This is a genomic window from Pseudomonas sp. LBUM1652 (assembly GCF_059716105.1).
This window is the reverse complement of record NZ_CP166804.1, coordinates 970,734-994,184: the sequence shown is the minus strand read 5'-3', so window position 1 is coordinate 994,184 and position 23,451 is coordinate 970,734. Positions and strand designations below refer to the sequence as shown.

Annotated in this window: 20 protein-coding genes; 9 read left to right on the top strand and 11 right to left on the bottom strand. The window is 59.8% G+C overall.

The window, feature by feature from the left end; all coding sequences use genetic code 11:
- Positions 1–26 precede the first annotated feature (26 nt).
- The 6 genes from ACA069_RS04335 to mreB all read right to left on the bottom strand — a co-directional run bounded on the left by ACA069_RS04335 (position 27) and on the right by mreB (position 8,852).
- Positions 27–3,830: a YhdP family protein gene (locus tag ACA069_RS04335; protein WP_497616445.1), complete on the bottom strand. Its 3,804-nt coding sequence runs from the start codon at positions 3,828–3,830 to the stop codon at positions 27–29.
- Between the two features lie 75 nt (positions 3,831–3,905).
- Entirely contained in the window at positions 3,906–5,363 is a 1,458-nt protein-coding gene (gene rng / locus ACA069_RS04330) for a ribonuclease G (protein WP_305441406.1), read from the bottom strand.
- Between the two features lie 57 nt (positions 5,364–5,420).
- Complete coding sequence (locus ACA069_RS04325; RefSeq protein ID WP_401271457.1) at positions 5,421–6,017, bottom strand: Maf family protein; 597 nt, start codon at positions 6,015–6,017, stop codon at positions 5,421–5,423.
- A 37-nt stretch (positions 6,018–6,054) separates the two neighbouring features.
- Entirely contained in the window at positions 6,055–6,546 is a 492-nt protein-coding gene (mreD, locus tag ACA069_RS04320) for a rod shape-determining protein MreD (RefSeq protein ID WP_497616443.1), read from the bottom strand.
- Positions 6,546–7,673, bottom strand: coding sequence for a rod shape-determining protein MreC (gene mreC / locus ACA069_RS04315; RefSeq protein ID WP_497618195.1), 1,128 nt, complete (start codon positions 7,671–7,673; stop codon positions 6,546–6,548). Before mreC ends, mreD begins: the two co-directional genes overlap by 1 nt.
- A gap of 141 nt (positions 7,674–7,814) precedes the next feature.
- The gene (gene mreB / locus ACA069_RS04310) at positions 7,815–8,852 is read right to left on the bottom strand and encodes a rod shape-determining protein MreB (protein WP_002555108.1); all 1,038 of its coding nucleotides are present in this window, start codon (positions 8,850–8,852) and stop codon (positions 7,815–7,817) included.
- A gap of 211 nt (positions 8,853–9,063) precedes the next feature.
- Between mreB and gatC the strand changes: the two genes are divergently transcribed.
- The 6 genes from gatC to ACA069_RS04280 all read left to right on the top strand — a co-directional run bounded on the left by gatC (position 9,064) and on the right by ACA069_RS04280 (position 14,347).
- Positions 9,064–9,351: an Asp-tRNA(Asn)/Glu-tRNA(Gln) amidotransferase subunit GatC gene (gene gatC / locus ACA069_RS04305; protein WP_007901429.1), complete on the top strand. Its 288-nt coding sequence runs from the start codon at positions 9,064–9,066 to the stop codon at positions 9,349–9,351.
- A 16-nt stretch (positions 9,352–9,367) separates the two neighbouring features.
- Positions 9,368–10,819, top strand: a complete 1,452-nt coding sequence (gene gatA, locus ACA069_RS04300) for an Asp-tRNA(Asn)/Glu-tRNA(Gln) amidotransferase subunit GatA (protein ID WP_401271916.1) — start codon at positions 9,368–9,370, stop codon at positions 10,817–10,819.
- A gap of 10 nt (positions 10,820–10,829) precedes the next feature.
- Positions 10,830–12,275: an Asp-tRNA(Asn)/Glu-tRNA(Gln) amidotransferase subunit GatB gene (gene gatB, locus ACA069_RS04295; protein ID WP_489879234.1), complete on the top strand. Its 1,446-nt coding sequence runs from the start codon at positions 10,830–10,832 to the stop codon at positions 12,273–12,275.
- 218 nt (positions 12,276–12,493) lie between these two features.
- Positions 12,494–12,865 carry a septal ring lytic transglycosylase RlpA family protein gene (locus ACA069_RS04290; protein WP_497616439.1) on the top strand — a complete coding sequence of 124 codons (372 nt, stop codon included), beginning with the start codon at positions 12,494–12,496 and terminating at the stop codon, positions 12,863–12,865.
- A gap of 46 nt (positions 12,866–12,911) precedes the next feature.
- Positions 12,912–13,973, top strand: coding sequence for a calcium/sodium antiporter (locus ACA069_RS04285; RefSeq protein WP_489879235.1), 1,062 nt, complete (start codon positions 12,912–12,914; stop codon positions 13,971–13,973).
- On the top strand, positions 13,970–14,347 hold the full coding sequence (locus ACA069_RS04280) for a carboxymuconolactone decarboxylase family protein (RefSeq protein WP_187676762.1): 378 nt from the start codon (positions 13,970–13,972) through the stop codon (positions 14,345–14,347). The genes ACA069_RS04285 and ACA069_RS04280 overlap by 4 nt, the downstream gene beginning before the upstream one ends.
- Positions 14,348–14,432: 85 nt before the next feature.
- Here the strand turns inward: ACA069_RS04280 and ACA069_RS04275 are convergent, their stop codons facing one another.
- From ACA069_RS04275 to kdgD, 5 genes are all read right to left on the bottom strand, one after another.
- A complete protein-coding gene (locus tag ACA069_RS04275) occupies positions 14,433–15,374 on the bottom strand; it encodes an AEC family transporter (protein ID WP_497616437.1) in 942 nt (313 codons plus the stop codon).
- A 262-nt stretch (positions 15,375–15,636) separates the two neighbouring features.
- Positions 15,637–17,190 carry a galactarate dehydratase gene (gene garD, locus ACA069_RS04270; RefSeq protein ID WP_497616435.1) on the bottom strand — a complete coding sequence of 518 codons (1,554 nt, stop codon included), beginning with the start codon at positions 17,188–17,190 and terminating at the stop codon, positions 15,637–15,639.
- 11 nt (positions 17,191–17,201) lie between these two features.
- A complete protein-coding gene (locus ACA069_RS04265) occupies positions 17,202–18,662 on the bottom strand; it encodes an MFS transporter (RefSeq protein ID WP_497618193.1) in 1,461 nt (486 codons plus the stop codon).
- An 88-nt stretch (positions 18,663–18,750) separates the two neighbouring features.
- Entirely contained in the window at positions 18,751–20,196 is a 1,446-nt protein-coding gene (locus tag ACA069_RS04260) for an aldehyde dehydrogenase family protein (protein WP_401271921.1), read from the bottom strand.
- A gap of 73 nt (positions 20,197–20,269) precedes the next feature.
- Positions 20,270–21,181 (bottom strand): 5-dehydro-4-deoxyglucarate dehydratase, encoded by a 912-nt coding sequence (gene kdgD, locus ACA069_RS04255; RefSeq protein WP_042557640.1) that lies wholly within the window; start codon positions 21,179–21,181, stop codon positions 20,270–20,272.
- Between the two features lie 235 nt (positions 21,182–21,416).
- Here kdgD and ACA069_RS04250 point away from each other — a divergent pair, with 235 nt between their 5' ends.
- The 3 genes from ACA069_RS04250 (at position 21,417) to ACA069_RS04240 (ending at position 23,450) form a co-directional block, all read left to right on the top strand.
- The gene (locus ACA069_RS04250) at positions 21,417–22,721 is read left to right on the top strand and encodes a phospholipase (protein WP_497616432.1); all 1,305 of its coding nucleotides are present in this window, start codon (positions 21,417–21,419) and stop codon (positions 22,719–22,721) included.
- 15 nt (positions 22,722–22,736) lie between these two features.
- Positions 22,737–22,928: a hypothetical protein gene (locus ACA069_RS04245; RefSeq protein ID WP_401271923.1), complete on the top strand. Its 192-nt coding sequence runs from the start codon at positions 22,737–22,739 to the stop codon at positions 22,926–22,928.
- A 207-nt stretch (positions 22,929–23,135) separates the two neighbouring features.
- Positions 23,136–23,450: a hypothetical protein gene (locus tag ACA069_RS04240; RefSeq protein WP_489879241.1), complete on the top strand. Its 315-nt coding sequence runs from the start codon at positions 23,136–23,138 to the stop codon at positions 23,448–23,450.
- The last annotated feature ends 1 nt before the right edge of the window (position 23,451 follow it).

Sequence of the window (23,451 nt, the reverse complement as noted above, 5' to 3'; positions counted from 1 at the left end):
ACTCCATCGTCTCAAGGCCTGGCTGTTCAAAAAGGCTTGTCGAACGTGATTTTCGGTTCTTTCCACGGGCCTTTGACGGTGTATTTCACACTGGCAAAACGTGCCACACGGTCACCGATCAGCTTGTCGATGAGGAACAGCGCACCGCCGACCGCCGGGGCACCGACGATCAGCGCGGCAATCGGCAGGTTATTGGTCACCGGCAAGGTCACCAGCAATTTGGCATCGACCTGATCACCGACCAGATCCAGCGTACCGTTCAGTTCGAGGTTGCTCGACGGCCCGGTCAGGCGAATCGGTTCCCGCGTGACATACACACCGTTGCTGGCAACCAGCAGTCCCTTGACCCGGTCGTAGCTCAAGCCTTTGCCGAACAGGTCGGAGAAATCCAGACGCAAACGGCGGCCGATGGAGTTGAAGTTCAGCAGCCCAAACACCCGCAGTGCCTGCGCACCGCCCTCGACTTCGACAAACTGGCCCTTGTTCAGCGACGCATCGAGGGTACCGGAGAAGCGTTTGGTCGCCAGCCATGCCGGCGAACCCGGCCAGCGGCCATCGACGTCCATATGGAACTCTTCACTGGTCACGCTCGGCGCAAAGCCCCAGCCCTTGAGCACGTCGGCCAGATTCTTGCCGCCAATCCGGCCCTTGAACCAGCTGCTGGTCGACCCCGGCGCGCCTTCCCAGCCGCCGTTGCCCTGCAACAGAATGCCTTTGAGGCCCATGTCGAGGTTGTTCAGGGCGATACCTTTGGCGGTCGGGCGCACTTTGAGCGACCAGCCACCGACCAGATCCTGGCCGAGGAACAGTTGATTGATGGTGATATCCAGCGCCGGAATTTTCGATGGATCCACCGACGCCAACGGGTCTGGTGAATTTTCGTCGGCCTGTACCGTCGGGTCCGGCGCCGGCAGTCGCACGTATTGCAGATTCACCGCAAGCGGTGTGCTTTTCGCGTCCGGAAGACTGGCAGTGCCTTTGGCCTGTTGACTGTCGAGCGCCAGATTCCACGCCCCGGGCTTGCGATTGACCTGAACCGAGGCCTGATCCAGCGTGGTGCCGAACGCCGTGAGCTTGCCGATCTTGAAGTCAGCACTGCTCAACAGTTGCTTGGCACTGCCGCCCGGGTCCTGTCCGGCATATTTGTTGACCAGTTCCTGCCACGGCGCAACGTCCAGCTCCGACAGCACGCCGCGAATACGCAAGCCCTTGGCGCCCGGCAGCACAGCTTCGCCTGCACCGAGAAACAACTCGCCGCGCCCGTCAGCGAAATTCGTCGGTGGTGCGGCAAAGGTGAAATTGGCCAGTTGATCGTAATTGACCCAGTAACGCCGCTCCTGCCCTTGCAGAGTCATGCGGAAGACCGTGTCGCGACCGACATCGGCTGCCATACCGAACGGTGCGGGCAGGTCGACGGTCACCCCTTTGAGGTTGGAGCTGACCATCAACTGGCTGTCGGCGCCGTCGAGGTTCAGTTGCAGCTGATAGGGAATCGTCCCGGTCACCGGTAACGGCTGAGTCACGCCGAGCCAGTCAGTGAGTTTCTTGACCTCTACCTGTCCCGAAGCGGCCACTCGGGTTCTGAGCTTACCTGGGCTGCCATCGGCAAAGATTTGCGCGGTGACCGGTTTGTCGAACGCCCGAGCTGCGATGTTCTGCCCGCTGAGCCCCTTGGCGCTGTCGAAACGGAAGTCGCCCTTGAGTTGCGTCAGCTCCAGTTTCGGTTCGGCCAGTTTCAGCCGCGCATTGGCGGTTTTGAAGTCGACAAGAATTTTCGGCTGGTCTCCCTTGGCCAGGGGAATATCCAGTTTCAGCTTGCCTTGCAGATCGCCCGAGCCTTCCCAGCCGGCGAAGGTATCGGCGGTGCCGATCGGTGCTTCCTGCAGGATCTTCAGCCCGTCACCCAGACCACCGGCAAATGCGCCGTCGAGAAACATATGGGTGTTCTGACCCGACGGAACATGGGGAATATTGACGAAAACATCACTGACCTGCGTATCGAGCAACTGGCCCTTGCTGGCCCAGATCCGCACGCCGCTGTCTTCGATGAACACGTCACCACTGACCTTGCTCACATGCGGCCAGCCCGGCTGGAAGGCCAGTTCGGCGTCATGCACCTTGAAGAACAGGCTGATGCTGCGGTCGGCCTCGCCGGCATTTTTGCTCAGCGAACCTTGGTACTGGAAGAAGCCCTGATCCACCGCGCCTTTGAGAATCGCGGTGCGCAGCCATTCGTCGAGCGCCGGGCTCAGCACTTCGGGCAAATACTTGGCGGTGTAGCGGCCGTCGCCATCGACAAGACCGACCCGCAAGTCCATGTAGTCTTCCTGGCTGTGATCGAAATGCAGGCGAATGAGGAAGTCGCCGGCAATCTTGCCCTCCTCGCCCAGTACCTTCAGGTACGGCGCGATCAGAGTGAAGCCGTCTTTATCCAGTTTCCAGGTGAGCCGTGCGTTGGCCTGAATATATTGCCAGGGCTTGGCGAAGATCGGATCGAGGTGCAGGACAAAATCCTTGCTGTCCATGCGCAACTCGCCACCATCGAGATTACCGCTGAGGCTGCCGCTGACATTTCGCGCCGCAGGGGCGCCGTGATAGGCATCAAAACCGACACGATCGAGGTTGGCGGCAAAGCCGAATTTTGTACCGTCAGTGGCGTTCGGGCGGAAATCCAGCAACACGTTGCGCAGCCCACCGGTCACTTTCAGGCGCTCGACCACCGTGGCGAAGCCTTGCGGCAACGGCCCCAACGCATTGAGTAACGGGGTGATCGGGGTGAGATCGAGACGATCTGCCTGCAAATGCCAGAGTTCGTCGACCTTGTCAGTGGCGCGCGTCTGCTGCACTTGCACGCGCGTCTCCCAACGTGTTTCGCCGAAGTTCATCGCCAGCGAATCGAGGGTGACGGTCGCGCCGTTGGCACTGTTTTTATAGTAGGCGTTGAGCGCCAGATTGTTGATCTGGATCGGCTTGCGCTCGGCGTAGGCGCCAGTCACTTGCGGTGCGTTCAAACGCAGCGCCGCACTTTGCAGCGCGCCCTCGGCCCAGTTCACCCAGAGCTCGCCGCCGGCCTTGATCTCGGAGAAATTCCATTGTTGAGTGAGGCGCTCTGGCAGCCACTTCGACCAATCACTTTGCGGCAGGCTGGCGTAGCCTTCTATCGCGCTGTCTTGCCATTGGCCGGGGCGGATTCGAGTTCGTAGGTTCAGTGCAACGGGTTGGCCATCAGGCAGGGTCAAACGTGCATCGAGACGCTGACGACTGGCACCGGTTTTCAGGTTGAGGCCGACGTAGGTGAGGGTCATCGGCGCGTGATCCAGTGGCTGCAAGGTCACCTGACTGTCGAGCACCGACAGTTGCTGAATCATTTGCGAGCGCTTGAACAGTTGCTCGGGATCGAACGGTTGATCCTTCTGCACCGGCAAGCCTTCCAGCGCCCAGGTGCCGTCCTCGGATTCCTTGAGGCTGATTTTCAGGCCATTGAGTTCCAGATGAGCGATGCGCACTTCGCGGGCCAACAGACTGGCCCACAGATCGGGTACTGCACGCACTCGATCAAGACGCAGGGCGTTGGCACCGTCGCCGACCATCACATCATGGGCCAGCAGGATCGGCGCGAACCCGCTCCAGTTACCCTCCAGCTCGCCAATCTGCAACGGCATGCCGAGGGCTGCACTGGCCTTGTCTTCGATGTCGGTGCGGTACTCGGCCACCAACGGGGTCAGCTCGCGACCGAGACTGACGTACAACGCCATCAACACCAGAACCAACGCGCACAGGCCCAGCCCCCAGCGGGTGAGTGCGGCCAAAATGCGTGTCAGACGGTCCATGTCAGTTGGCTCCCATGGCAAAAATACTGCGAAAAGCTGAGGCCAGCCGCTGTGGAAAAAAGATGACGCAGGGGTTCAGAGCAGCACCACGTCATATTGTTCCTGGGAATACATGGTTTCCACCTGGAAGCGAATGGTGCGCCCGATAAACCCTTCAAGCTCGGCAACGTTGCCGGACTCTTCGTCGAGCAGTCGGTCGACCACTTTCTGGTTCGCCAGCACGCGATAACCCTCGGCCTGATAGGCTCGGGCTTCACGAAGGATCTCGCGGAAAATCTCGTAACAGATGGTTTCCGCAGTCTTCAGCTTGCCGCGACCCTGACAACTGCTGCACGGTTCGCACAGCACTTGCTCCAAGCTTTCGCGGGTACGCTTGCGGGTCATCTGCACCAGGCCCAACTCGGTGATCCCGATGATGTTGGTCTTGGCATGATCGCGCTCCAGTTGTTTCTCCAACGTACGCAACACCTGGCGCTGATGCTCTTCATCTTCCATGTCGATGAAGTCGATGATGATGATCCCGCCCAGATTGCGCAGACGCATCTGCCGGGCAATCGCAGTGGCCGCTTCGAGATTGGTCTTGAAGATGGTTTCTTCGAGATTGCGATGACCGACGAATGCCCCGGTATTGACGTCGATGGTGGTCATGGCTTCCGCCGGATCGACCACCAGATAGCCACCGGATTTCAGCGGTACCTTGCGCTCAAGCGCTTTCTGGATTTCGTCTTCGACGCCGTACAAATCGAAAATCGGCCGCTCGCCCGGGTAATGTTCCAGACGATCGGCGATTTCAGGCATCAGTTCGGCGACGAACTGCGTGGTTTTCTGGAAGGTTTCCCGGGAATCGATGCGGATTTTCTCGATCTTCGGATTGACCAAGTCACGTAGCGTGCGCAGGGCCAGACCGAGGTCTTCGTAGATCACACTCGGCGCAGATATGGTTTTGATCTGTTCGTTGATCTGATCCCACAGGCGCCGCAGATAGCGGATGTCCATAAGGATCTCATCGGCCCCGGCGCCTTCAGCGGCGGTACGCAGAATAAAGCCGCCAGCCTCCTTGATGCCTTCTTTGGCCACACAATCGGTGACCACCTGCTTAAGGCGATCGCGCTCGGCTTCGTCTTCGATTTTCAGCGAAATACCGACGTGAGCGGTGCGCGGCATGTACACCAGGTAGCGCGACGGAATCGACAACTGCGTGGTCAACCGCGCGCCTTTGGAGCCTATCGGGTCTTTGGTGACTTGCACCACCAGGCTCTGGCCTTCGTGTACCAGTGCGCTGATGCTTTCCACTGCCGGGCCTTCGCGCAGAGAAATCTCAGCGGCATGAATGAACGCCGCACGATCCAGACCGATGTCGACGAACGCTGCCTGCATACCCGGCAGCACCCGGACAATCTTGCCTTTATAGATGTTGCCGACGATCCCGCGTTTTTGCGTGCGCTCGACGTGGACTTCTTGCAGCACACCGTTTTCGACCACCGCCACGCGCGACTCCATCGGCGTGATGTTGATCAGAATCTCTTCACTCATGGCAGGATCTCGTTCAGGCATGTTCACGATAATGGCCGCATCTTGTTCGTACGACGCTTATTGCGCGTTCAGGTTTTGCCAACAGGGTATGCCGAAATGGCCCAACAGTTCTGCGGTTTCGCAAACAGGCAACCCGACCACCGCCGAATAACTGCCATTGAGCCCCGCGACAAACACCGCGCCGAGCCCCTGAATGCCGTATCCACCGGCCTTGTCCCGGGGCTCGCCGCTGGCCCAGTAGGCAGCGGCCTCTTCGCGGCTGATCGGCCGGAACCGCACCAGACTGCGTACCACCCGCGAGTCGCAGCGCTCACCTTCGAGCACGGCAATCGCCGTCAGCACTTCATGCTCCTTGCCGGACAACATCATCAGCATGGCGCATGCATCGGCTTCGTCCACCGGTTTGCCAAGAATTTTGCCGTCCAGCACCACCGCGGTGTCGGCACCCAACACGCAGAATGCCTGGCCGGACACGACCGTGCGCCGGCCGGCCTCAGCCTTGCCGCGCGCAAGGCGCTCGACATAGGCCGATGGCGATTCTTCGGGCAACGGGGTTTCATCGATATCCGCGCTGATGGCGGAGAACGGAACGCCGATCTGCGTGAGCAACTCACGCCGACGCGGCGATCCAGAGGCGAGGTAAAGCGGCTTCATCAAAACGTCTCCCTGTTCAGTGCCCTGCTTCACCGGATCAATTGATTTTGTAGCGGCGGCGCAATCCACGCAGGGCGAAACTGATCCAGGGCCAGAGCAAGGCGCTGACCAGTGCCGGCAAGACCAGCGCCAGAGTCGGCTGACGGTTGCCGGTCAATGCACTGAGCCACAACTGCACCAGTTGTGCGAGGCCGAAGATCACCAGGATCACCAGGCACTGTTGCCACATCGGGAACATTCGCAAGCGTTGTTGCAGTGACAGCACCAGGAAAGTGATCAGCGAGAGGACGAGCGCGTTCTGCCCGAACAGATCACCCTGCAGCACGTCTTCGGCCAGACCCAGGCAGAACGCCGTGACCATGCCGACCGTCTGCGGCATGTACAGCGCCCAGAACGTCAGGAGCAACGCCAGCCACAGTGGACGCAGTATTTCCATGAAGATCGGCAACGGCGAGACGCTGAGCAACAAGCCGATAACAAACGTCAGCCAGACCAACCAGCCATTTCGAGAGGCTTTTACACCGACCATTATTCTCGTCCCCCAGTGGTGACTGGCGCCGTCGCCGGCGGTTTGGCGGGCGGTTTGCTGGCTGCTGGCGCAGAAGCCGGTGGCTTTGTCGCCGTCGGAGCAGTCGCCGGCGGCTTGCTCGCGCCAGGCTTGACCGGCGTCGCGGCGGGCACTGTGGCGGCGGGTGCCTGTTCGGCGGTTGGCGTTGCGGCAGGCGCCGGCATGACCAGCGGTCGCGAAACGTTAACCGGCTGCATCGGACCGCCGCCATGGGCATCCAGAGCTTCCTGAGCCTGCGCGGCGTCGTTGGCGCGCTCCTCGGCGGTGCGCGAGTCACTGAACACCAGCAGCAGGTAGCGACTACGGTTCAACGCAGCAGTCGGCACAGCGCGAACGATTGCGAACGGTTGACCGGAATCGTGGATCACTTCCTTGACCGTCGCTACCGGATAACCCGCCGGAAAACGCTGACCGAGGCCAGAGCTGACCAGCAAATCGCCTTCCTTGATATCCGCCGTGTCGGCGACGTGGCGTAGTTCCAGACGTTCCGGGTTGCCGGTACCGCTGGCGATTGCCCGCAAACCGTTACGGTTCACTTGCACAGGAATGCTGTGAGTTGAGTCGGTCAGCAGCAATACACGGGAGGTGTACGGCATCAACTCGACCACCTGCCCCATCAGACCGCGTGCATCGAGCACCGGCTGACCGAGGACCACGCCGTCGCGCTCACCTTTGTTGATGATGATGCGGTGGGTGAAGGGGTTGGGGTCCATGCCGATCAACTCGGCTACTTCAACCTTTTCGTTGACCAGCGCTGAAGAGTTGAGCAACTCGCGCAGCCGAACATTCTGCTCGGTCAGTGCGGCAAGCTTCTGCATGCGGCCCTGATACAGCAGGTTTTCGGTCTTGAGTTTTTCGTTTTCGGCGATGAGTTCGGTGCGACTGCCGAACTGGCTGGCGATACCGTCCCACAGCCGTCCGGGCAGGTCGGTGATCCAGTAGGCATCCATCAGCACGAGCGACGCTTGTTTGCGCGCAGGCTTGAGCAGATCAAAGCGGGCATCGACCACCATCAGCGCAACCGACAACACGGCCAGCACCAACAGGCGGACGCCCAGTGAAGGGCCCTTGGCGAAAAGCGGTTTAATAAGCCGCTCCTCCCAGGCAAATGTTCTGTTTATTCATACGGCATCAAACCGGCCTGGATGAAGACTGACAGAAGATAAACGCCAACAGGCAGCACTGCAAAGTGCTGCCTGCGCGCTCACCCACGTATTGCACTCGGCGACTTATTCGCTCGAGAGCAGATCCATGGTGTGCTTATCCATCATTTCCAATGCACGGCCACCGCCGCGAGCAACGCAAGTCAGCGGATCTTCGGCAACGATCACCGGCAGACCGGTTTCCTGAGCCAGCAACTTGTCGAGGTCACGCAGCAGCGCGCCACCACCGGTCAGCACCAGGCCACGCTCGGCGATGTCGGAAGCCAATTCCGGCGGCGACTGCTCCAGGGCGCTTTTCACGGCCTGAACGATGGTGGCCAGGGACTCTTGCAGAGCTTCCAGCACTTCGTTGGAGTTCAGGGTGAATGCGCGTGGAACGCCTTCAGCCAGATTGCGACCGCGAACGTCGACTTCGCGAACTTCGCCACCCGGGTAGGCCGTACCGATTTCCTGCTTGATGCGCTCGGCGGTGGATTCGCCGATCAGGCTGCCGTAGTTGCGGCGCACATAAGTGATGATCGCTTCATCGAAACGGTCGCCGCCAACGCGGACGGATTCGGCGTAAACCACACCGTTCAGGGAGATCAGCGCGATTTCGGTAGTACCACCACCGATATCGACGACCATCGAACCGCGCGCTTCTTCTACCGGCAGGCCGGCACCGATCGCAGCAGCCATTGGCTCTTCGATCAGGAACACTTCACGCGCACCGGCACCAAGAGCCGATTCACGGATGGCACGACGCTCAACCTGGGTGGATTTGCATGGAACGCAGATCAGCACACGAGGGCTAGGCTGCAGAAAGCTGTTTTCGTGAACCTTGTTGATGAAGTATTGCAGCATCTTTTCGCAGACGCTGAAGTCGGCGATCACGCCGTCCTTCATCGGACGAATGGCAGCAATGTTGCCCGGCGTACGGCCGAGCATGCGCTTGGCCTCGGTGCCGACAGCAACGACACTTTTCTGATTACCGTGTGTCCGAATGGCCACAACCGATGGCTCATTCAGGACGATACCGCGCTCGCGCACGTAAATAAGGGTGTTGGCAGTGCCCAGGTCAATGGAAAGATCGCTGGAAAACATGCCACGCAGTTTCTTGAACATGGGAAAGGGACCCTAGGCAACGCGTGGGTAAAAAAGTGCGGCAAACTCTAACAACGACAGGGATTTTGGGCAAGGCGCCAATATGTTAAATTGGCCGCTTTTCTGTGCACCAAGCCCCACAATCGCGGCCTTATGACCGTAGAAGTGCGGTAGTGTTCCGACAATCTAACACACGGACGCCGTCCGTTCTGTTTTCCACTGGAGAATCCCGATGGCGCTAGAACGCTCCGACGTGGAAAAAATCGCTCATTTGGCCTGCCTTGGCCTCAATGATGCCGATCTTCCGCACATTACTTCCGCCCTCAACAGCATTCTCGGGCTGGTCGACGAAATGCAGGCTGTTAATACCGACGGTATCGAGCCTCTGGCCCACCCGCTGGAAGCCAGTCAGCGCCTGCGCGCCGACGTCGTGACCGAGACCAATCATCGCGAGGCCTATCAGTCCATCGCACCAGCGGTCGAAAACGGCCTGTATCTGGTTCCGAAAGTCATCGACTAAAGGGAAAGAGCCTGCAATGCATCAAATGACTCTGGCCGAGATCGCCCGCGGTCTCGCCGATAAAAAGTTTTCTTCCGAAGAGCTGACCAAAGTCCTGCTGGCGCGTATCACCCAGCTTGACCCGCAGCTCAACAGTTTCATCAGCCTCACCGAAGAGCTGGCCATCGAGCAGGCGAAAGCCGCCGACGTGCGCCGGGCCAACGGTGAGAGCGGCGCACTGCTTGGTGCGCCGATCGCCCACAAAGACCTGTTCTGCACCCAGGGCATCCGCACCAGTTGCGGCTCGAAGATGCTCGACAACTTCAAGGCCCCGTATGACGCCACCGTGGTCGCGAAACTGGCCGCAGCCGGTGCCGTGACCCTGGGCAAGACCAACATGGACGAATTCGCCATGGGTTCGGCCAACGAGTCGAGCTGGTACGGCGCAGTGAAAAACCCGTGGAACCTGGAACACGTGCCGGGCGGTTCGTCCGGTGGTTCGGCGGCGGCCGTTGCCGCTCGTCTGTTGCCTGCGGCCACTGCCACCGACACCGGTGGTTCGATCCGTCAGCCGGCCGCGTTCACCAACCTCACTGGCCTGAAACCGACCTACGGTCGCGTTTCGCGCTGGGGCATGATTGCTTACGCTTCCAGCCTCGATCAGGGCGGCCCGTTGGCGCGCACTGCCGAAGACTGCGCAATTTTGTTGCAAGGTATGGCCGGCTTCGATCAGAACGACTCCACCAGCATCGATGAGCCCGTGCCGGATTACTCCGCCAGCCTCAACACGTCGCTGCAGGGCCTGCGCATCGGTGTGCCGAAGGAATACTTCAGCGCCGGTCTCGACCCGCGCATTGCCGAGCTGATCCAGAACAGCATCAAAGAGCTGCAGAAGCTCGGTGCCGTGATCAAGGAAATCAGCCTGCCGAACATGCAGCACGCGATTCCTGCGTACTACGTGATCGCCCCGGCCGAAGCTTCTTCGAACCTCTCGCGTTTCGACGGCGTGCGTTTCGGCCACCGTTGCGAGCACCCGAAAGACTTGATCGACCTGTACAAGCGCTCCCGTGGCGAAGGCTTCGGGCCTGAAGTACAGCGCCGGATCATGGTCGGTGCCTACGCGCTGTCCGCCGGTTACTACGACGCCTACTACCTGAAGGCGCAGAAAATCCGTCGTCTGGTGAAGAACGACTTCATGGCTGCCTTTAATGAAGTCGACATCATCCTCGGCCCGACCACGCCGAACCCGGCCTGGAAACTCGGCGCCAAGAACAGCGACCCGGTCGCCGCCTATCTGGAAGACGTCTACACCATCACCGCCAACCTCGCGGGCCTGCCGGGCCTGTCGATGCCGGCCGGTTTTGTCGACGGTCTGCCGGTTGGCGTGCAACTGCTCGCTCCGTATTTCCAGGAAGGCCGTTTGCTCAACGTTGCGCATCAGTATCAGTTGAACACTGACTGGCACACCCGCACCCCAACCGGCTTCTGAGGAGACACACATGCAATGGGAAGTCGTGATCGGGCTGGAGATTCATACCCAGCTCACCACCCGGTCGAAAATCTTTTCCGGTAGTTCGACCACGTTCGGCTCCGAGCCGAATACTCAGGCGAGTCTGATCGACCTGGGCATGCCCGGCGTTTTGCCGGTGCTGAACCAGGAAGCAGTGCGCATGGCGGTGATGTTCGGTCTGGCGATTGACGCCGAGATCGGTCAGCACAACGTGTTCGCCCGTAAAAACTACTTTTACCCGGACCTGCCGAAGGGCTACCAGATCAGCCAGATGGAATTGCCGATCGTCGGCAAGGGACACCTGGACATCGCCCTGGAAGACGGCACGGTCAAACGTGTCGGCATCACCCGTGCGCACCTGGAAGAAGACGCCGGCAAGAGCCTGCACGAGGAATTCAACGGTGCTACCGGCATCGACCTGAACCGTGCCGGCACGCCGCTGCTGGAAATCGTCTCCGAGCCGGACATGCGCAGCGCCAAGGAAGCCGTGGCTTACGTCAAGGCGATCCACGCGCTGGTGCGTTACCTGGGCATCTGCGATGGCAACATGGCCGAAGGTTCGCTGCGTTGCGACTGCAACGTGTCGATCCGTCCGAAAGGTCAGGAAGCCTTCGGCACGCGCTGCGAGATCAAGAACGTCAACTCGTTCCGTTTCATCGAGAAGGCGATCAACTCCGAGATCCAGCGTCAGATCGAGCTGATCGAAGACGGCGGCAAAGTGATCCAGCAGACCCGTCTGTACGATCCGAACAAGGACGAAACCCGTCCGATGCGCTCCAAAGAGGAAGCCAACGACTACCGTTACTTCCCCGATCCGGACCTGCTGCCCGTGGTCATCGAAGAGTCGTTCCTGGGCGAGGTGCGCGCCACCCTGCCGGAACTGCCTCCGCAGAAACGCGAGCGCTTCCAGGAGCAATTCGGTCTGTCGGTCTACGACGCTAGCGTGCTGGCCACCAGCCGCGAACAAGCCGACTACTTCGAGAAAGTTGCAGCCATCGGCGGCGACGCCAAACTGGCGGCGAACTGGGTGATGGTCGAGTTGGGCAGCCTGCTCAACAAGCAAGGCCTGGACATCGACGAGTCGCCAGTTTCCGCTGAACTGCTGGGCGGCATGCTGCAGCGCATCAAGGACAACACCATCTCCGGCAAGATCGCCAAGGTTGTGTTCGAAGCGATGGCCAACGGCGAAGGCAGCGCGGACGAGATCATCGAAAAACGCGGTCTCAAGCAAGTCACCGACAGCGGCGCGATCTCGGCGGTGCTGGACGAAATGCTCGCGGCCAACGCCGAGCAGGTCGAGCAATACCGCGCGGCAGACGAAGCCAAACGCGGCAAGATGTTCGGCTTCTTCGTCGGACAGGCCATGAAAGCCTCCAAAGGCAAGGCCAACCCGCAGCAAGTGAACGAACTGCTGAAAAGCAAGCTCGAAGGCTGACCACAATGGAGCCAGATCCACATCCTGGCTCCACCCCTTGTGGGAGTAACCGGTGGCGAGGGGATTTATCCCCGTTGGGCCGCGAAGCGGCCCCAATTGCTGAGCTTGATTTGCACCAGATAAACCGAGTTCTCAGATTTTGGGACTGCTGCGCAGTCCAACGGGGATAAATCCCCTCGCCACAGGTCGCTCCCACATTTGTTTCGGGAAACCTTTGAATGAAGCGTCTGTTAGTCAACTGCGCCCTGCTCTCTTTACTGGCTGGATGCGCCAGCACCGACACCATCGACCCGCACGGTTACGACCAGACCGGCGTCGCCTCCTATTACGGAGCCAAACACCACGGTAAACGCACCGCCAGCGGCGAAGCGTTCAACCAGCATGGCCTGACCGCCGCCCATCGCCAGTTGCCCTTCGGCACCCGGGTAAAGGTCACCAATCTGAAGAATGACGAATCCGTCGTGGTGCGTATCAACGACCGCGGCCCCCATACCCGTGGCCGACTGATCGACCTGTCCCGCGAGGCCGCAAACCAGATCGGCATGCTGCGCGCCGGTACTGCGCGGGTCCGCATTCAGGCCCTCGACTGATGGAGCGCCGACCATTTTCGGACTGACCGATTTACCGCTGATCAGCGTGATCGAATTGCTCGCCGGGCTATGCCTGCTGATCTTCGGTGCCGAACTGATGGTGCGCGCAGCGGTGCGCCTCGCCGCGCGACTGAATGTACGGCCACTGATCATCGGCCTGACCATCGTCGCCCTCGGCAGCAGCGCCCCGCAGATGGCGGTCAGTCTACAAGCCGCACTGGCGCACAATCCCGACATCGCCGTCGGTAGCGTGGTCGGCAGCAGCATCTTCAACATCCTCGTGACCCTCGGCTTGTCGGCGCTGATCATTCCGCTGCGCGTGTCGCGGCAACTGGTGCGCCTCGATATTCCGCTGATGATCGGTGCCTGCCTGCTGGTGTTCGTTCTGGCGTGGAATGAGGAAATCGGTCGCATCGACGGCATCCTCTTACTGGGCGCACTGGCGCTATACCTTGGTTTGCTGCTGCGCCAGTCACGGCATTCGACACGACCGCATTCGGAGCATCCCGAAGCAGCGCAGACGTCCTGGATCGGCTGTTCGCTGATGATCATCGTCGGTCTGGCGATGTTGGTCTTCGCCGGGCATCTGCTGTTGGGCGCTGCCGTTGTGGTGGCGACCGATCTTGGATTTTCCGAGCGCGTTATCGGGCTGACCGTGGTGGCCGTCGGCACCTCGCTGCCGGAACTCGCGACCTCGCTGATCGCCGCATTGCGCGGGCAACGGGACATTGCGGTAGGCAACGTGATCGGTGCCAATCTTTTCAACTTGCTCGGTGTACTCGGCATCACCGCGTTGATCGCACCGACACCGCTGTCGGTATCGCCCAATGCGCTGGATTTCGACTTGCCGGTGATGCTCGGTGTCGCAGCGCTGTGTCTGCCGGTGTTCTATTCCGGCTACCGCGTGACCCGCGCCGAAGGTCTGCTGCTGCTTGGTTTGTATCTGGCGTACGGGCTGCATGTGGTGTCGTTCACCACCGGCATGCCGCTGGCCGGCAAGCTTGAGCGGCTGATGTTGTTTTACGTCTTGCCGACGCTGCTGACGTTTTTGCTGATCACGTCAGTCATCGCCTGGCGCCGCCAACACCACAAAAAGGATATGCCATGACCGAGTCGAAGAAGTCCGGGGTTGAAGTCCGCCGCCAGGTAATGGGCGATGCGTTTGTTGATCGGGCGCTGGGCAACGCCACGGAATTCACCCAGCCGCTGCAGGATTTCGTCAATGAGCATGCCTGGGGTGGCGTGTGGAACCGCGAAGGCCTGCCGTTGAAGACCCGCAGTTTGATCACGCTTGCTGCGCTGACTGCCTTGAAATGTCCGCAAGAGCTGAAAGGTCATGTGCGCGGAGCGCTGAACAATGGCTGCACAGTGGATGAGATTCGCGAGGCGCTGCTGCATTGTGCGGTGTATGCCGGTGTGCCCGCGGCGATCGATGCGTTTCGCGCGGCGCAGGAAGTGATCGATACCTATCAGAAGAGCTAAAAGATCGCAGCCTTCGGCAGCTCCTACAGGGGAACGCAATCCTGTGTAGGAGCTGCCGCAGGCTGCGATCTTTTGATCTTGCCGGTCAGATCCACCCGCCCCACTGCAAAAAGAAGATCCCGACATTGGTGGTGATCGCCGCCATCAGAGTGGTCAGCACAATGATCGCCGCCGCCAGCTCGTGATTGCCCTGCGCCGCCCGGGCCATGACAAAACTGGCTGCCGCCGTCGGGCTGCCGAAGTACAGAAACAGAATCCCCAGTTCAGCCCCGCGAAAACCGCATAGCCATGCGCCGAACGTCGCCAGCACCGGCAGGCCGATCATCTTCACCAGACTGGAACTGAGCGCCATGTTGCCGCTCTTGCGCAGCGCCGCCAGCGACAAAGTGCCGCCGATGCAGATCAGCGCCAGCGGCAAAGTGGTCTGCGCCAGATACTGGCCGGAGGTTTCCAGCCACCCCGGCAGACCGATCTTGAAATAGGCAAACGGCGCCGCCGCGATCACGCTGATGATCAGCGGATTGCTGAACACGCTTTTGCAGATGCTCCACGGATCGGACTTGATCACCGGGCTGTACACCGCCAGCACGATGGTCGACAGCGTGTTGTAGAACAGGATGACCAGCGCCGCGAGAATCGCCCCGAGGGAAATCCCGTAGTCGCCGTACATGCTCGCGGCCAGTGCCAGACCGATCACACCGTTGTTGCCGCGAAACGCGCCTTGGGTATAGATGCCGCGATCTTCACGCGGACAGCGCAAAATCGCCCAGCCCCAGGCCACAGCAAAACTCACCAGCGTGGCAATGGAGAAATAGATCAGCAGTGCCGGTTGCAACGCGGCGTGCAAGTCGGCATGCAGGATGCCAAGGAACAGCAACGCCGGCATGGTGACGTTGAACACCAGCGACGAGGCCGTGTGGATGAAGTTGTCGTTGATCCAGTCGATGCGCTTGAGCAGCACACCGAGAAACAGCATGGCAAACACCGGCGCGGTGATGTTCAGGGTTTCGAGGAAGATTGCCAGCATGCCGGGGAGCCTTGGGTGAGCGTCGTTAGGGGGCTAATGATAAGCCAAAAGCTTCAAGAGCCCCTCACCCTAACCCTCTCCCGGAGGGAGAGGGGACTGACCGAGGTGTCTTTCGCTATACATCGACCTGAAAGTGCGAGTCGATTATGGATTCAGCCAAGCACTTTCAGGTCGATGTACTTCTAAAATATTCCCGAATCGGCCCCCTCTCCCTCCGGGAGAGGGCTGGGGTGAGGGTAAGCTTTTGACCTCCCCCCAAAACTCAGGTAATCGGCGCCGGATTGAACAACGTAATGTCGTTATGCAGCTTGTGCTTCTCCGCCCAGGTCTGCTGCTTGCCGCTCGCCACGGCCAGGTAGTAGTGGAACAACTCCCAGCCCAACTCCTCGATCGTCGCGCGCCCGGTGGCAATCCGCCCGGCGTCGATGTCGATCAAGTCAGGCCAACGCTGCGCCAGTTCAGTACGCGTCGAGACCTTCACCACCGGCGCCATCGCCAAGCCATATGGCGTGCCGCGCCCCGTGGTAAACACATGCAGGTTCATCCCCGCCGCCAACTGCAACGTGCCGCAGACAAAATCACTGGCCGGGGTCGCACAGAAAATCAGCCCCTTCTGCTTGAAGCGCTCGCCCGGGCCAAGCACGCCGTTGATCGCGCTGCTGCCGGATTTGACGATCGAACCCAGCGACTTCTCGACAATGTTCGACAACCCGCCCTTCTTGTTGCCCGGCGTGGTGTTGGCGCTGCGATCCGCTTCGCCCTTGGCCAGATAACGGTCGTACCAGTCCATCTCGCGCACCAGTTCCTCGGCGACAGCCTTGGTCTGGGCGCGGGAAGTCAGTAGATAAATCGCATCACGCACTTCGGTGACTTCGGAAAACATCACCGTCGCCCCCGCGCGCAGCAGCAAGTCCGAGGCGTATCCCAGCGCCGGGTTGGCGGTGATGCCGGAGAACGCGTCGCTGCCGCCGCACTGCATGCCGAGGATCAGCTCGGACGCTGGCACGGTTTCGCGGCGACGCTGGTCGAGCTTCTTCAAGCGGACTTCAGCCAGTTGCATGATCTGCTCGATCATCTCGGTAAAACCGTGACTGGAATCCTGCAAGCGATACAGCCACGGCTCGCTGAGATCCACCGAAGCATCGTCCTCGTGCATCACCTGCGCGGCCTGCAATTTCTCGCAGCCCAGACCGATCACCAACGCCTCGCCACCCAGGTTCGGGTTGCGTGCCAGATTGCGCACCGTGCGAATCGGAATGTAGGCATCGGTGGCCGTGATCGCCACGCCGCAGCCGTAACTGTGGGTCAATGCGACTACGTCATCGACGTGCGGGTACTTCGGCAGCAGTTCTTCCTTGATGCGTTTCACCGCGTGATCGAGCACGCCAGTCACGCATTGCACGGTGGTGGTGATGCCCAGGATGTTGCGCGTGCCGACGGTACCGTCGGCGTTGCGATACCCCTCGAAAGTGAAACGTTCCAGCGGTGCCTGAGCGTCCGGCACCTCGGTCGACAGCGGCAGGCTGTCCAGCGGCGGCGCGGTCGGCATGCGCAGTTGATCTTCCTTGACCCAACTGCCACGGCGGATCGGCTGCAAGGCATAACCGATGATCTGGCCGTAGCGAATCACCTGGCCGCCCTCGGGAATGTCCTCCAGAGTGACCTTGTGGCTTTGCGGCACAAAATCCAGCGTCACCAGGCCATCGGCGAATTCAGTGCCGGCCGGTACGCCCTGGTCATTGACCACAACCACGACGTTGTCCCGCTCGTGCAGGCGGATGTAGCGCGGCGAGTCGGAATGTTCAATCAACTGCATGACGCCGCTCCTCAGGAATGCGCTTGAGACAATTTGCCGGTGGCTTCAGTACCACCTTGGGTTGGCGGCTCTTTCAACACGACACGCTTGATCGGGCCAACGATCACCAGATAGCTGAACACCGCCACCAGTGCGTTGGCACCAACAAACACCAATGCCCACTTGAACGAACCGGTGGAGCTGATGATGTAGCCAATCACGATCGGCGTGGTGATCGACGCGATGTTGCCGAAGGTGTTGAACAGGCCACCGCTCAGACCGGCAATCTGTTTCGGCGAGGTGTCGGAAACCACTGCCCAGCCGAGAGCGCCAACGCCTTTGCCGAAGAATGCCAGGGCCATGAAGCCAACGACCATCCATTCAACATCGACATAGTTGCAGGCCACGATGCTGCTGGACACCAGCAGGCCGGCGATGATCGGCGCCTTGCGGGCGAAGGTCAGAGAATGGCCCTTACGCAGCAGGTAATCGGAAATCACCCCGCCGAGCACGCCACCGATGAAACCGCAGATCGCCGGCAAGGACGCAATGAAACCCGCCTTGAGAATGGTCATGCCACGCTCTTGCACCAGATAAACCGGGAACCAGGTCAGGAAGAAGTAAGTGATGCCGTTGATGCAGTATTGGCCCAGGTATACGCCGAGCATCATGCGATTGGTCAGCAACTGACGAATGTAATCCCACTTCGGGCCATCGGATTTTTTGCCGCGCTGGTCCATGTCGACCATGCCGCCGTTTTCGGCGATGTGTTTGAACTCGGCATCATTGATGCGCGGGTGTTCGCGCGGGCTGTAGATCACTTTCAGCCAGATCAGCGAGAAGACGATGCCGAGGATGCCCATGACAATAAACACGTGTTCCCAGCCAAAGCTGTAAACGATCCAGCCCATCAGTGGGGCGAACAACACGGTGGCAAAGTATTGCGCCGAGTTGAAAATCGCCGACGCGGTACCGCGTTCAGCAGTCGGAAACCAGGCAGCGACAATGCGTGCGTTGCCGGGGAAGGACGGCGCTTCAGCCAGGCCGACCAAGAAGCGCAGCATGAACAGCGCAACAATCGCCGTGGACATGCCGAATTCACCGACAAAGCCTTGCAGCACGGTGAACAGCGACCAGGTGAAAATGCTCAGGGCATAGACTTTTTTCGAGCCGAAGCGATCGAGCAACCAGCCACCGGGGATTTGCCCGGCCACGTAGGCCCAACCGAATGCGGAGAAGATGTAACCGAGGGTGACCGCGTCGATACCGAGGTCTTTTTGCAGGCTGGAACCGGCGATCGCGATGGTGGCGCGGTCGGCGTAGTTGATCGTGGTCACCAGAAACAGCATGAGCAGGATCAAATAGCGGACGTGAGTCGGCTTGGACGATTGCATGTAGATGTACTCCCACTGATTATTTTTATGCGCGGGTGAATCTTCTTTGGTCTGGCTTTTATTCCCTGTAGGAGCTGCCGAAGGCTGCGATCTTTTGATCTTGTTTTTAAGATCAGGATCAAAAGATCGCAGCCTGCGGCAGCTCCTACAGGGATTGCGGTGTCAGGGTCGACACCGCGTGCTCCATTCAGGAGCCGATGTAGCTGGTCTTCACGACCGTGTAGAACTCTTGCGCATAGCGGCCTTGCTCACGTGATCCATAGGATGAACCCTTACGCCCACCGAATGGAACGTGGTAATCCACGCCCGCCGTCGGCAGGTTGACCATCACCATCCCGGCCTGGGAGTGGCGCTTGAAGTGGTTGGCGTACTTCAGCGACGTGGTGGCAATGCCCGCCGACAAACCGAATTCGGTGTCGTTGGCCATGGCCAGTGCGGCGTCGTAATCGGCGACGCGGACGATGTTCGCCACTGGGCCGAAAATCTCTTCGCGGCTGATCCGCATCGAGGCTTCGCTGTCGGCAAACAGGGTCGGCGCGAGGAAGTAGCCCTCGGTGTCGCAGGTCACCAGACCACCGCCGCTGACCAGACGTGCACCTTCGGACTGGCCGATGTCGATGTACTTCATGTCCTGCTCAAGCTGCGCTTGCGAAACCACTGGACCGATATCGGTGCCGGATTTCAACGCGTGACCGACCTTGATCGACTTCATGCGTTCGGCCATGGCTTCAACGAATTTGTCGTGAATCCCGGCGGTAACGATCAAGCGGCTCGACGCGGTGCAACGCTGACCGGTGGAGTAGAACGCGCTCTGCACCGACAGTTCGACCGCTTGCTTGAGGTCGGCGTCGTCGAGAATGATCTGCGGGTTCTTGCCGCCCATTTCCAACTGAACCTTGGCCTGACGCGACACACAGTTGACCGCGATCTGCCGACCGACGCCGACCGAACCGGTGAAGCTGATGCCATCGATTTTCGGGCTGTTGACCAGCGCCTCACCGACGACACGACCGCTGCCCATCACCAGGTTGAACACGCCGGCCGGGAAGCCTGCGCGAGAAATGATTTCGGCCAACGCCCAGGCGCAGCCCGGGACCAGATCGGCAGGTTTGAGCACTACGCAGTTGCCGTAAGCCAAAGCCGGGGCGATCTTCCACGATGGAATGGCAATCGGGAAATTCCACGGGGTGATCAGGCCGACCACGCCGAGTGCTTCGCGGGTCACTTCGACGTTGACGCCCGGGCGCACCGACGGCACGTAGTCGCCGGACAGACGCAGGCATTCACCGGCGAAGAATTTGAAAATGTTGCCGGCGCGGGTCACTTCGCCGATGGCTTCGGGCAGGGTTTTGCCCTCTTCCCGAGCCAGCAAAGTGCCGAGTTCTTCGCGGCGGGCGAGGATTTCCGTGCCGACTTTATCCAGCGAATCGTGACGGGCCTGAATGCCCGAAGTCGACCACGCCGGGAACGCCGCGCGGGCGGCGTCGATGGCGGCGTTAACCTGAGTCAGGTCAGCCTTGGCGTAATCGCCAATGGTGTCGCTCAACTCGGACGGGTTGATGTTGGCCGAGTAATCGGCAGCGGCGACCCATTCACCGTTGATGTAGTTGTCGTAACGTTTTGCATTTGCCACGGGACAGCCCTCGAAACTAAAAGCCTTCACGCAAAAAGCCGCTGATTGCTCAGCGGCCTCGGTTTGTCGTGTGTTACTGCGCACCTTGCTTGTCGATCAGTGCGGCGAGCATTTCGTACTCTTCGCCGGTCAGGTCGGTCAGCGGTGCCCGCACCGGGCCTGCGTCATAGCCGGCGATTTTTGCGCCCGCCTTGACGATGCTCACGGCGTAACCGGCCTTGCGGTTGCGGATGTCCAGGTACGGCAGGAAGAAGTCATCGATGATCTTACCGACGGTGGCGTGATCTTCACGGGCAATCGCGTGGTAGAAATCCATCGCGGTTTTCGGAATGAAGTTGAACACTGCCGACGAGTAAACCGGCACGCCCAGCGCCTTATAGGCAGCGGCGTAGACTTCGGCGGTCGGCAGACCACCCAGGTAGCTGAAGCGATCACCGAGGCGGCGACGGATCGACACCATCAACTCGATGTCGCCCAGACCATCCTTGTAACCGATCAGGTTCGGGCAGCGCTCGGCCAGACGTTCCAGCAGCGGCGCGGTCAGGCGGCAGACGTTGCGGTTGTAGACGACCACGCCGATCTTGACCGATTTGCACACGGCTTCAACGTGGGCGGCAACGCCGTCCTGGCTGGCTTCGGTCAGGTAGTGCGGCAGCAACAACAGACCTTTGGCGCCCAGGCGTTCAGCTTCTTGAGCGTATTCGATGGCCTGACGGGTCGAACCGCCAACGCCGGCGAGGATCGGAACGCTGGTTTCACAGGTGTCGACGGCAGTCTTGATGATTTCCGAGTATTCGCTGGCGGCCAGGGAGAAGAACTCACCCGTGCCACCGGCTGCGAACAAGGCCGAAGCGCCATACGGGGCCAACCATTCCAGACGCTTGATATAGCCCGCGCGGTTGAAATCGCCCTGCGCGTTGAAATCGGTGACCGGGAAAGACAGCAGGCCGGCAGAGAGGATGGACTTCAGTTCTTGTGGATTCATTATTCGAACACCCTGGGTAGCAATATTGTTGTGAGTAAACCTTTCAGCGCTCGCTGAAGTTGTAGGTCATCGTACAACTTAAAAGATAACCGTCAACTGCATTTCATCGTTGGCGGGCACTTTTTGTCGGACAAGATCGTTTCTTGACGTAGGAAATTTCTCGGCTAAGGTTTGTTTAGCTGTATATACATACAGCTAAACATAAACCTTCCGATGACATATCAAGGAGAAAGAAATGTCCGGTCTACACCCGAAATCTCAGGAAAAACCCAAGCCGATCATTGCCCGTTTTGATGATCTGTTCACTGAATCCGGCATCGGCTTTGACGCCGAAAATCCGCATCTGGTGCTGCACATCGCCGATGCCCACAGCGATGTCGAACCGGTCACTGCCCTCCCCGCAAACGCCTTTAAAGGCAGGCCGCAGGCACGCTTCGAAGGTGGCGAACACACGGCCATCGGCGACAACACGCTGCTGCGCTTTGTCGAAAATGCCGAACCGGTGCTCGCGCAAAACGTGCAACTGCACCTGCCGAACGGCTCAGCCTTCACTTACGGCCAGGTTCTGGCGTTGGGGGGTGATTTCTACGGCATCCCGGATCGCCCGATCAGCGAAGGCGCTACGCCGGTGGATCGCCTGCAACGTTTCAACGCCGCTTTCGACTCTCTTGCGGTGTTGCCCGCCGCACGGGCCGAAGCCACGCAGATTCTTGCGGTAATGCAAAAAGAGATCGACGCGGTTAAACAGGCCATCAAGGACGGGAAACAACCGCACGAAGCCTACGACGCGTTAGGAGATACGTTGTCCGAAGAGTGGAACAAAATCACCGGTGGCGGCAGTTTTGTCTCGGCGCTGTTCCCGCTCGGGCGTTACCTGAAACTGGCGGCAAATAACGCTGACCACTTTGGCGAATGGGCAAAACTGGCCTATATCGCCGGCCACACCGCCGCGCTGCAAACCGCCATTGCTGCCCGCGCCAATCAGGATGAGCTGCAACTGGAACGGGCTTACGCGATGAACGCGTTTGCCGACCACTTCCTCACCGACCTGTTTTCCTCCGGCCACCTGCGGGTGCCACGCAAGGAGCTGGCGGCAGTGGTGACACCGAGCGATCTGGGTTCGTTGATCACCCGTTTTATGCACGATGAGGACAGCAAATTCGGCCTCAAGGTACAAAACAGTCGTGGTGATCAGTGGCGGGCATACGGTGACAAGCGCTACTTCGAGGCCACCGACGCCGACAACCGCCAACAGGTCAATCAAGCGGTGCAAACCTCGGCAGATGAAGTGTTCGCGGCTTACCTCAGCGGCAACCTCCCCGCGCCTTCCGCGTTCGCCGCGCTCAAACGCCTGCCGGACCTGACGGCGGTACTGAATCTGGCGAACAACTTCTCGCCACTGTTCCGCACCGAAGGCGGCAAAGTGTTGCGGCGCAAGGACGTCAACAACCTCAACGACACCGCGACCGTCGACGACTGGTGGGGCTGGAGCACTTACCTGCTGCTCAAGGATTACCACCCGACCGGCAACGTCAATTAATCAAGGAGAACCGCCATGACGATCACATTGAAACTGGAACTGGCCTCGGGCGAATCGCTCAAGGGTGCGCCGCTGGAGTTGTTGGCCAAAGGCCTGCCGATCGCCCGGGCGACGGTAGATGCCCAAGGTTACGCAACCTTTGATGCCAAACCCGTTGCGGGCCTGCTCGCCGTAAGAGTTGACCGGTCAATTCTGCCGCGCCACTGACAACATCCGCCCCCCTGCCGGGACTGCCGCAGGGGGGCTTTGAAATGACTGGAAATGAACGGTTTAAAACACCTTCCGCGAGAGTCTTTTACCGTGCAGAACCGCCGTGAATGGATCACGGCGCACTACGCATGGAGAGCGACCCTCATGACTTTAGCCTCACCCACACTCCCGCAATTTTTGCCTCATTCATCTGAAACGGTAACCGTGAACTTGTCGGAACTGAGCGATCACCTGATCGTTGAGGTCCCGGACTCCAGCGACTTTGCAGCCAATTGGAGCGTCTACGCCATTCTTGGCGACGATCCCGAAGAGCCCGAATGGGCAGGCGAAGAAGTTGATACCGGCGCCTGGGATGACGCCGAGGACGAGATGGAAAAACTCACGGGCATCGAATTGCAGATTCCGAAGGAAGTGCTGAAGACGTACGTGAGTTGCGAAATTGAACTGCGCTACAAGTTTCAGGACGAATCGAGCATGGAGCCGTTTTCGGCCCCGCTGATGCTGCGTATCGAAGCCTAAG

Excerpts from the sequence above, each read along its gene's own strand:
- ACA069_RS04335 (WP_497616445.1), bottom strand. The coding sequence starts at position 3,830 with ATGGACCGTCTGACACGCATTTTGGCCGCACTCACCCGCTGGGGGCTG.
- rng (WP_305441406.1), bottom strand. The coding sequence starts at position 5,363 with ATGAGTGAAGAGATTCTGATCAACATCACGCCGATGGAGTCGCGCGTG.
- ACA069_RS04325 (WP_401271457.1), bottom strand. The coding sequence starts at position 6,017 with ATGAAGCCGCTTTACCTCGCCTCTGGATCGCCGCGTCGGCGTGAGTTG.
- mreD (WP_497616443.1), bottom strand. The coding sequence starts at position 6,546 with ATGGTCGGTGTAAAAGCCTCTCGAAATGGCTGGTTGGTCTGGCTGACG.
- mreB (WP_002555108.1), bottom strand. The coding sequence starts at position 8,852 with ATGTTCAAGAAACTGCGTGGCATGTTTTCCAGCGATCTTTCCATTGAC.
- gatC (WP_007901429.1), top strand. The coding sequence starts at position 9,064 with ATGGCGCTAGAACGCTCCGACGTGGAAAAAATCGCTCATTTGGCCTGC.
- gatA (WP_401271916.1), top strand. The coding sequence starts at position 9,368 with ATGCATCAAATGACTCTGGCCGAGATCGCCCGCGGTCTCGCCGATAAA.
- gatB (WP_489879234.1), top strand. The coding sequence starts at position 10,830 with ATGCAATGGGAAGTCGTGATCGGGCTGGAGATTCATACCCAGCTCACC.
- ACA069_RS04290 (WP_497616439.1), top strand. The coding sequence starts at position 12,494 with ATGAAGCGTCTGTTAGTCAACTGCGCCCTGCTCTCTTTACTGGCTGGA.
- ACA069_RS04280 (WP_187676762.1), top strand. The coding sequence starts at position 13,970 with ATGACCGAGTCGAAGAAGTCCGGGGTTGAAGTCCGCCGCCAGGTAATG.
- ACA069_RS04275 (WP_497616437.1), bottom strand. The coding sequence starts at position 15,374 with ATGCTGGCAATCTTCCTCGAAACCCTGAACATCACCGCGCCGGTGTTT.
- garD (WP_497616435.1), bottom strand. The coding sequence starts at position 17,190 with ATGCAGTTGATTGAACATTCCGACTCGCCGCGCTACATCCGCCTGCAC.
- kdgD (WP_042557640.1), bottom strand. The coding sequence starts at position 21,181 with ATGAATCCACAAGAACTGAAGTCCATCCTCTCTGCCGGCCTGCTGTCT.
- ACA069_RS04250 (WP_497616432.1), top strand. The coding sequence starts at position 21,417 with ATGTCCGGTCTACACCCGAAATCTCAGGAAAAACCCAAGCCGATCATT.
- ACA069_RS04245 (WP_401271923.1), top strand. The coding sequence starts at position 22,737 with ATGACGATCACATTGAAACTGGAACTGGCCTCGGGCGAATCGCTCAAG.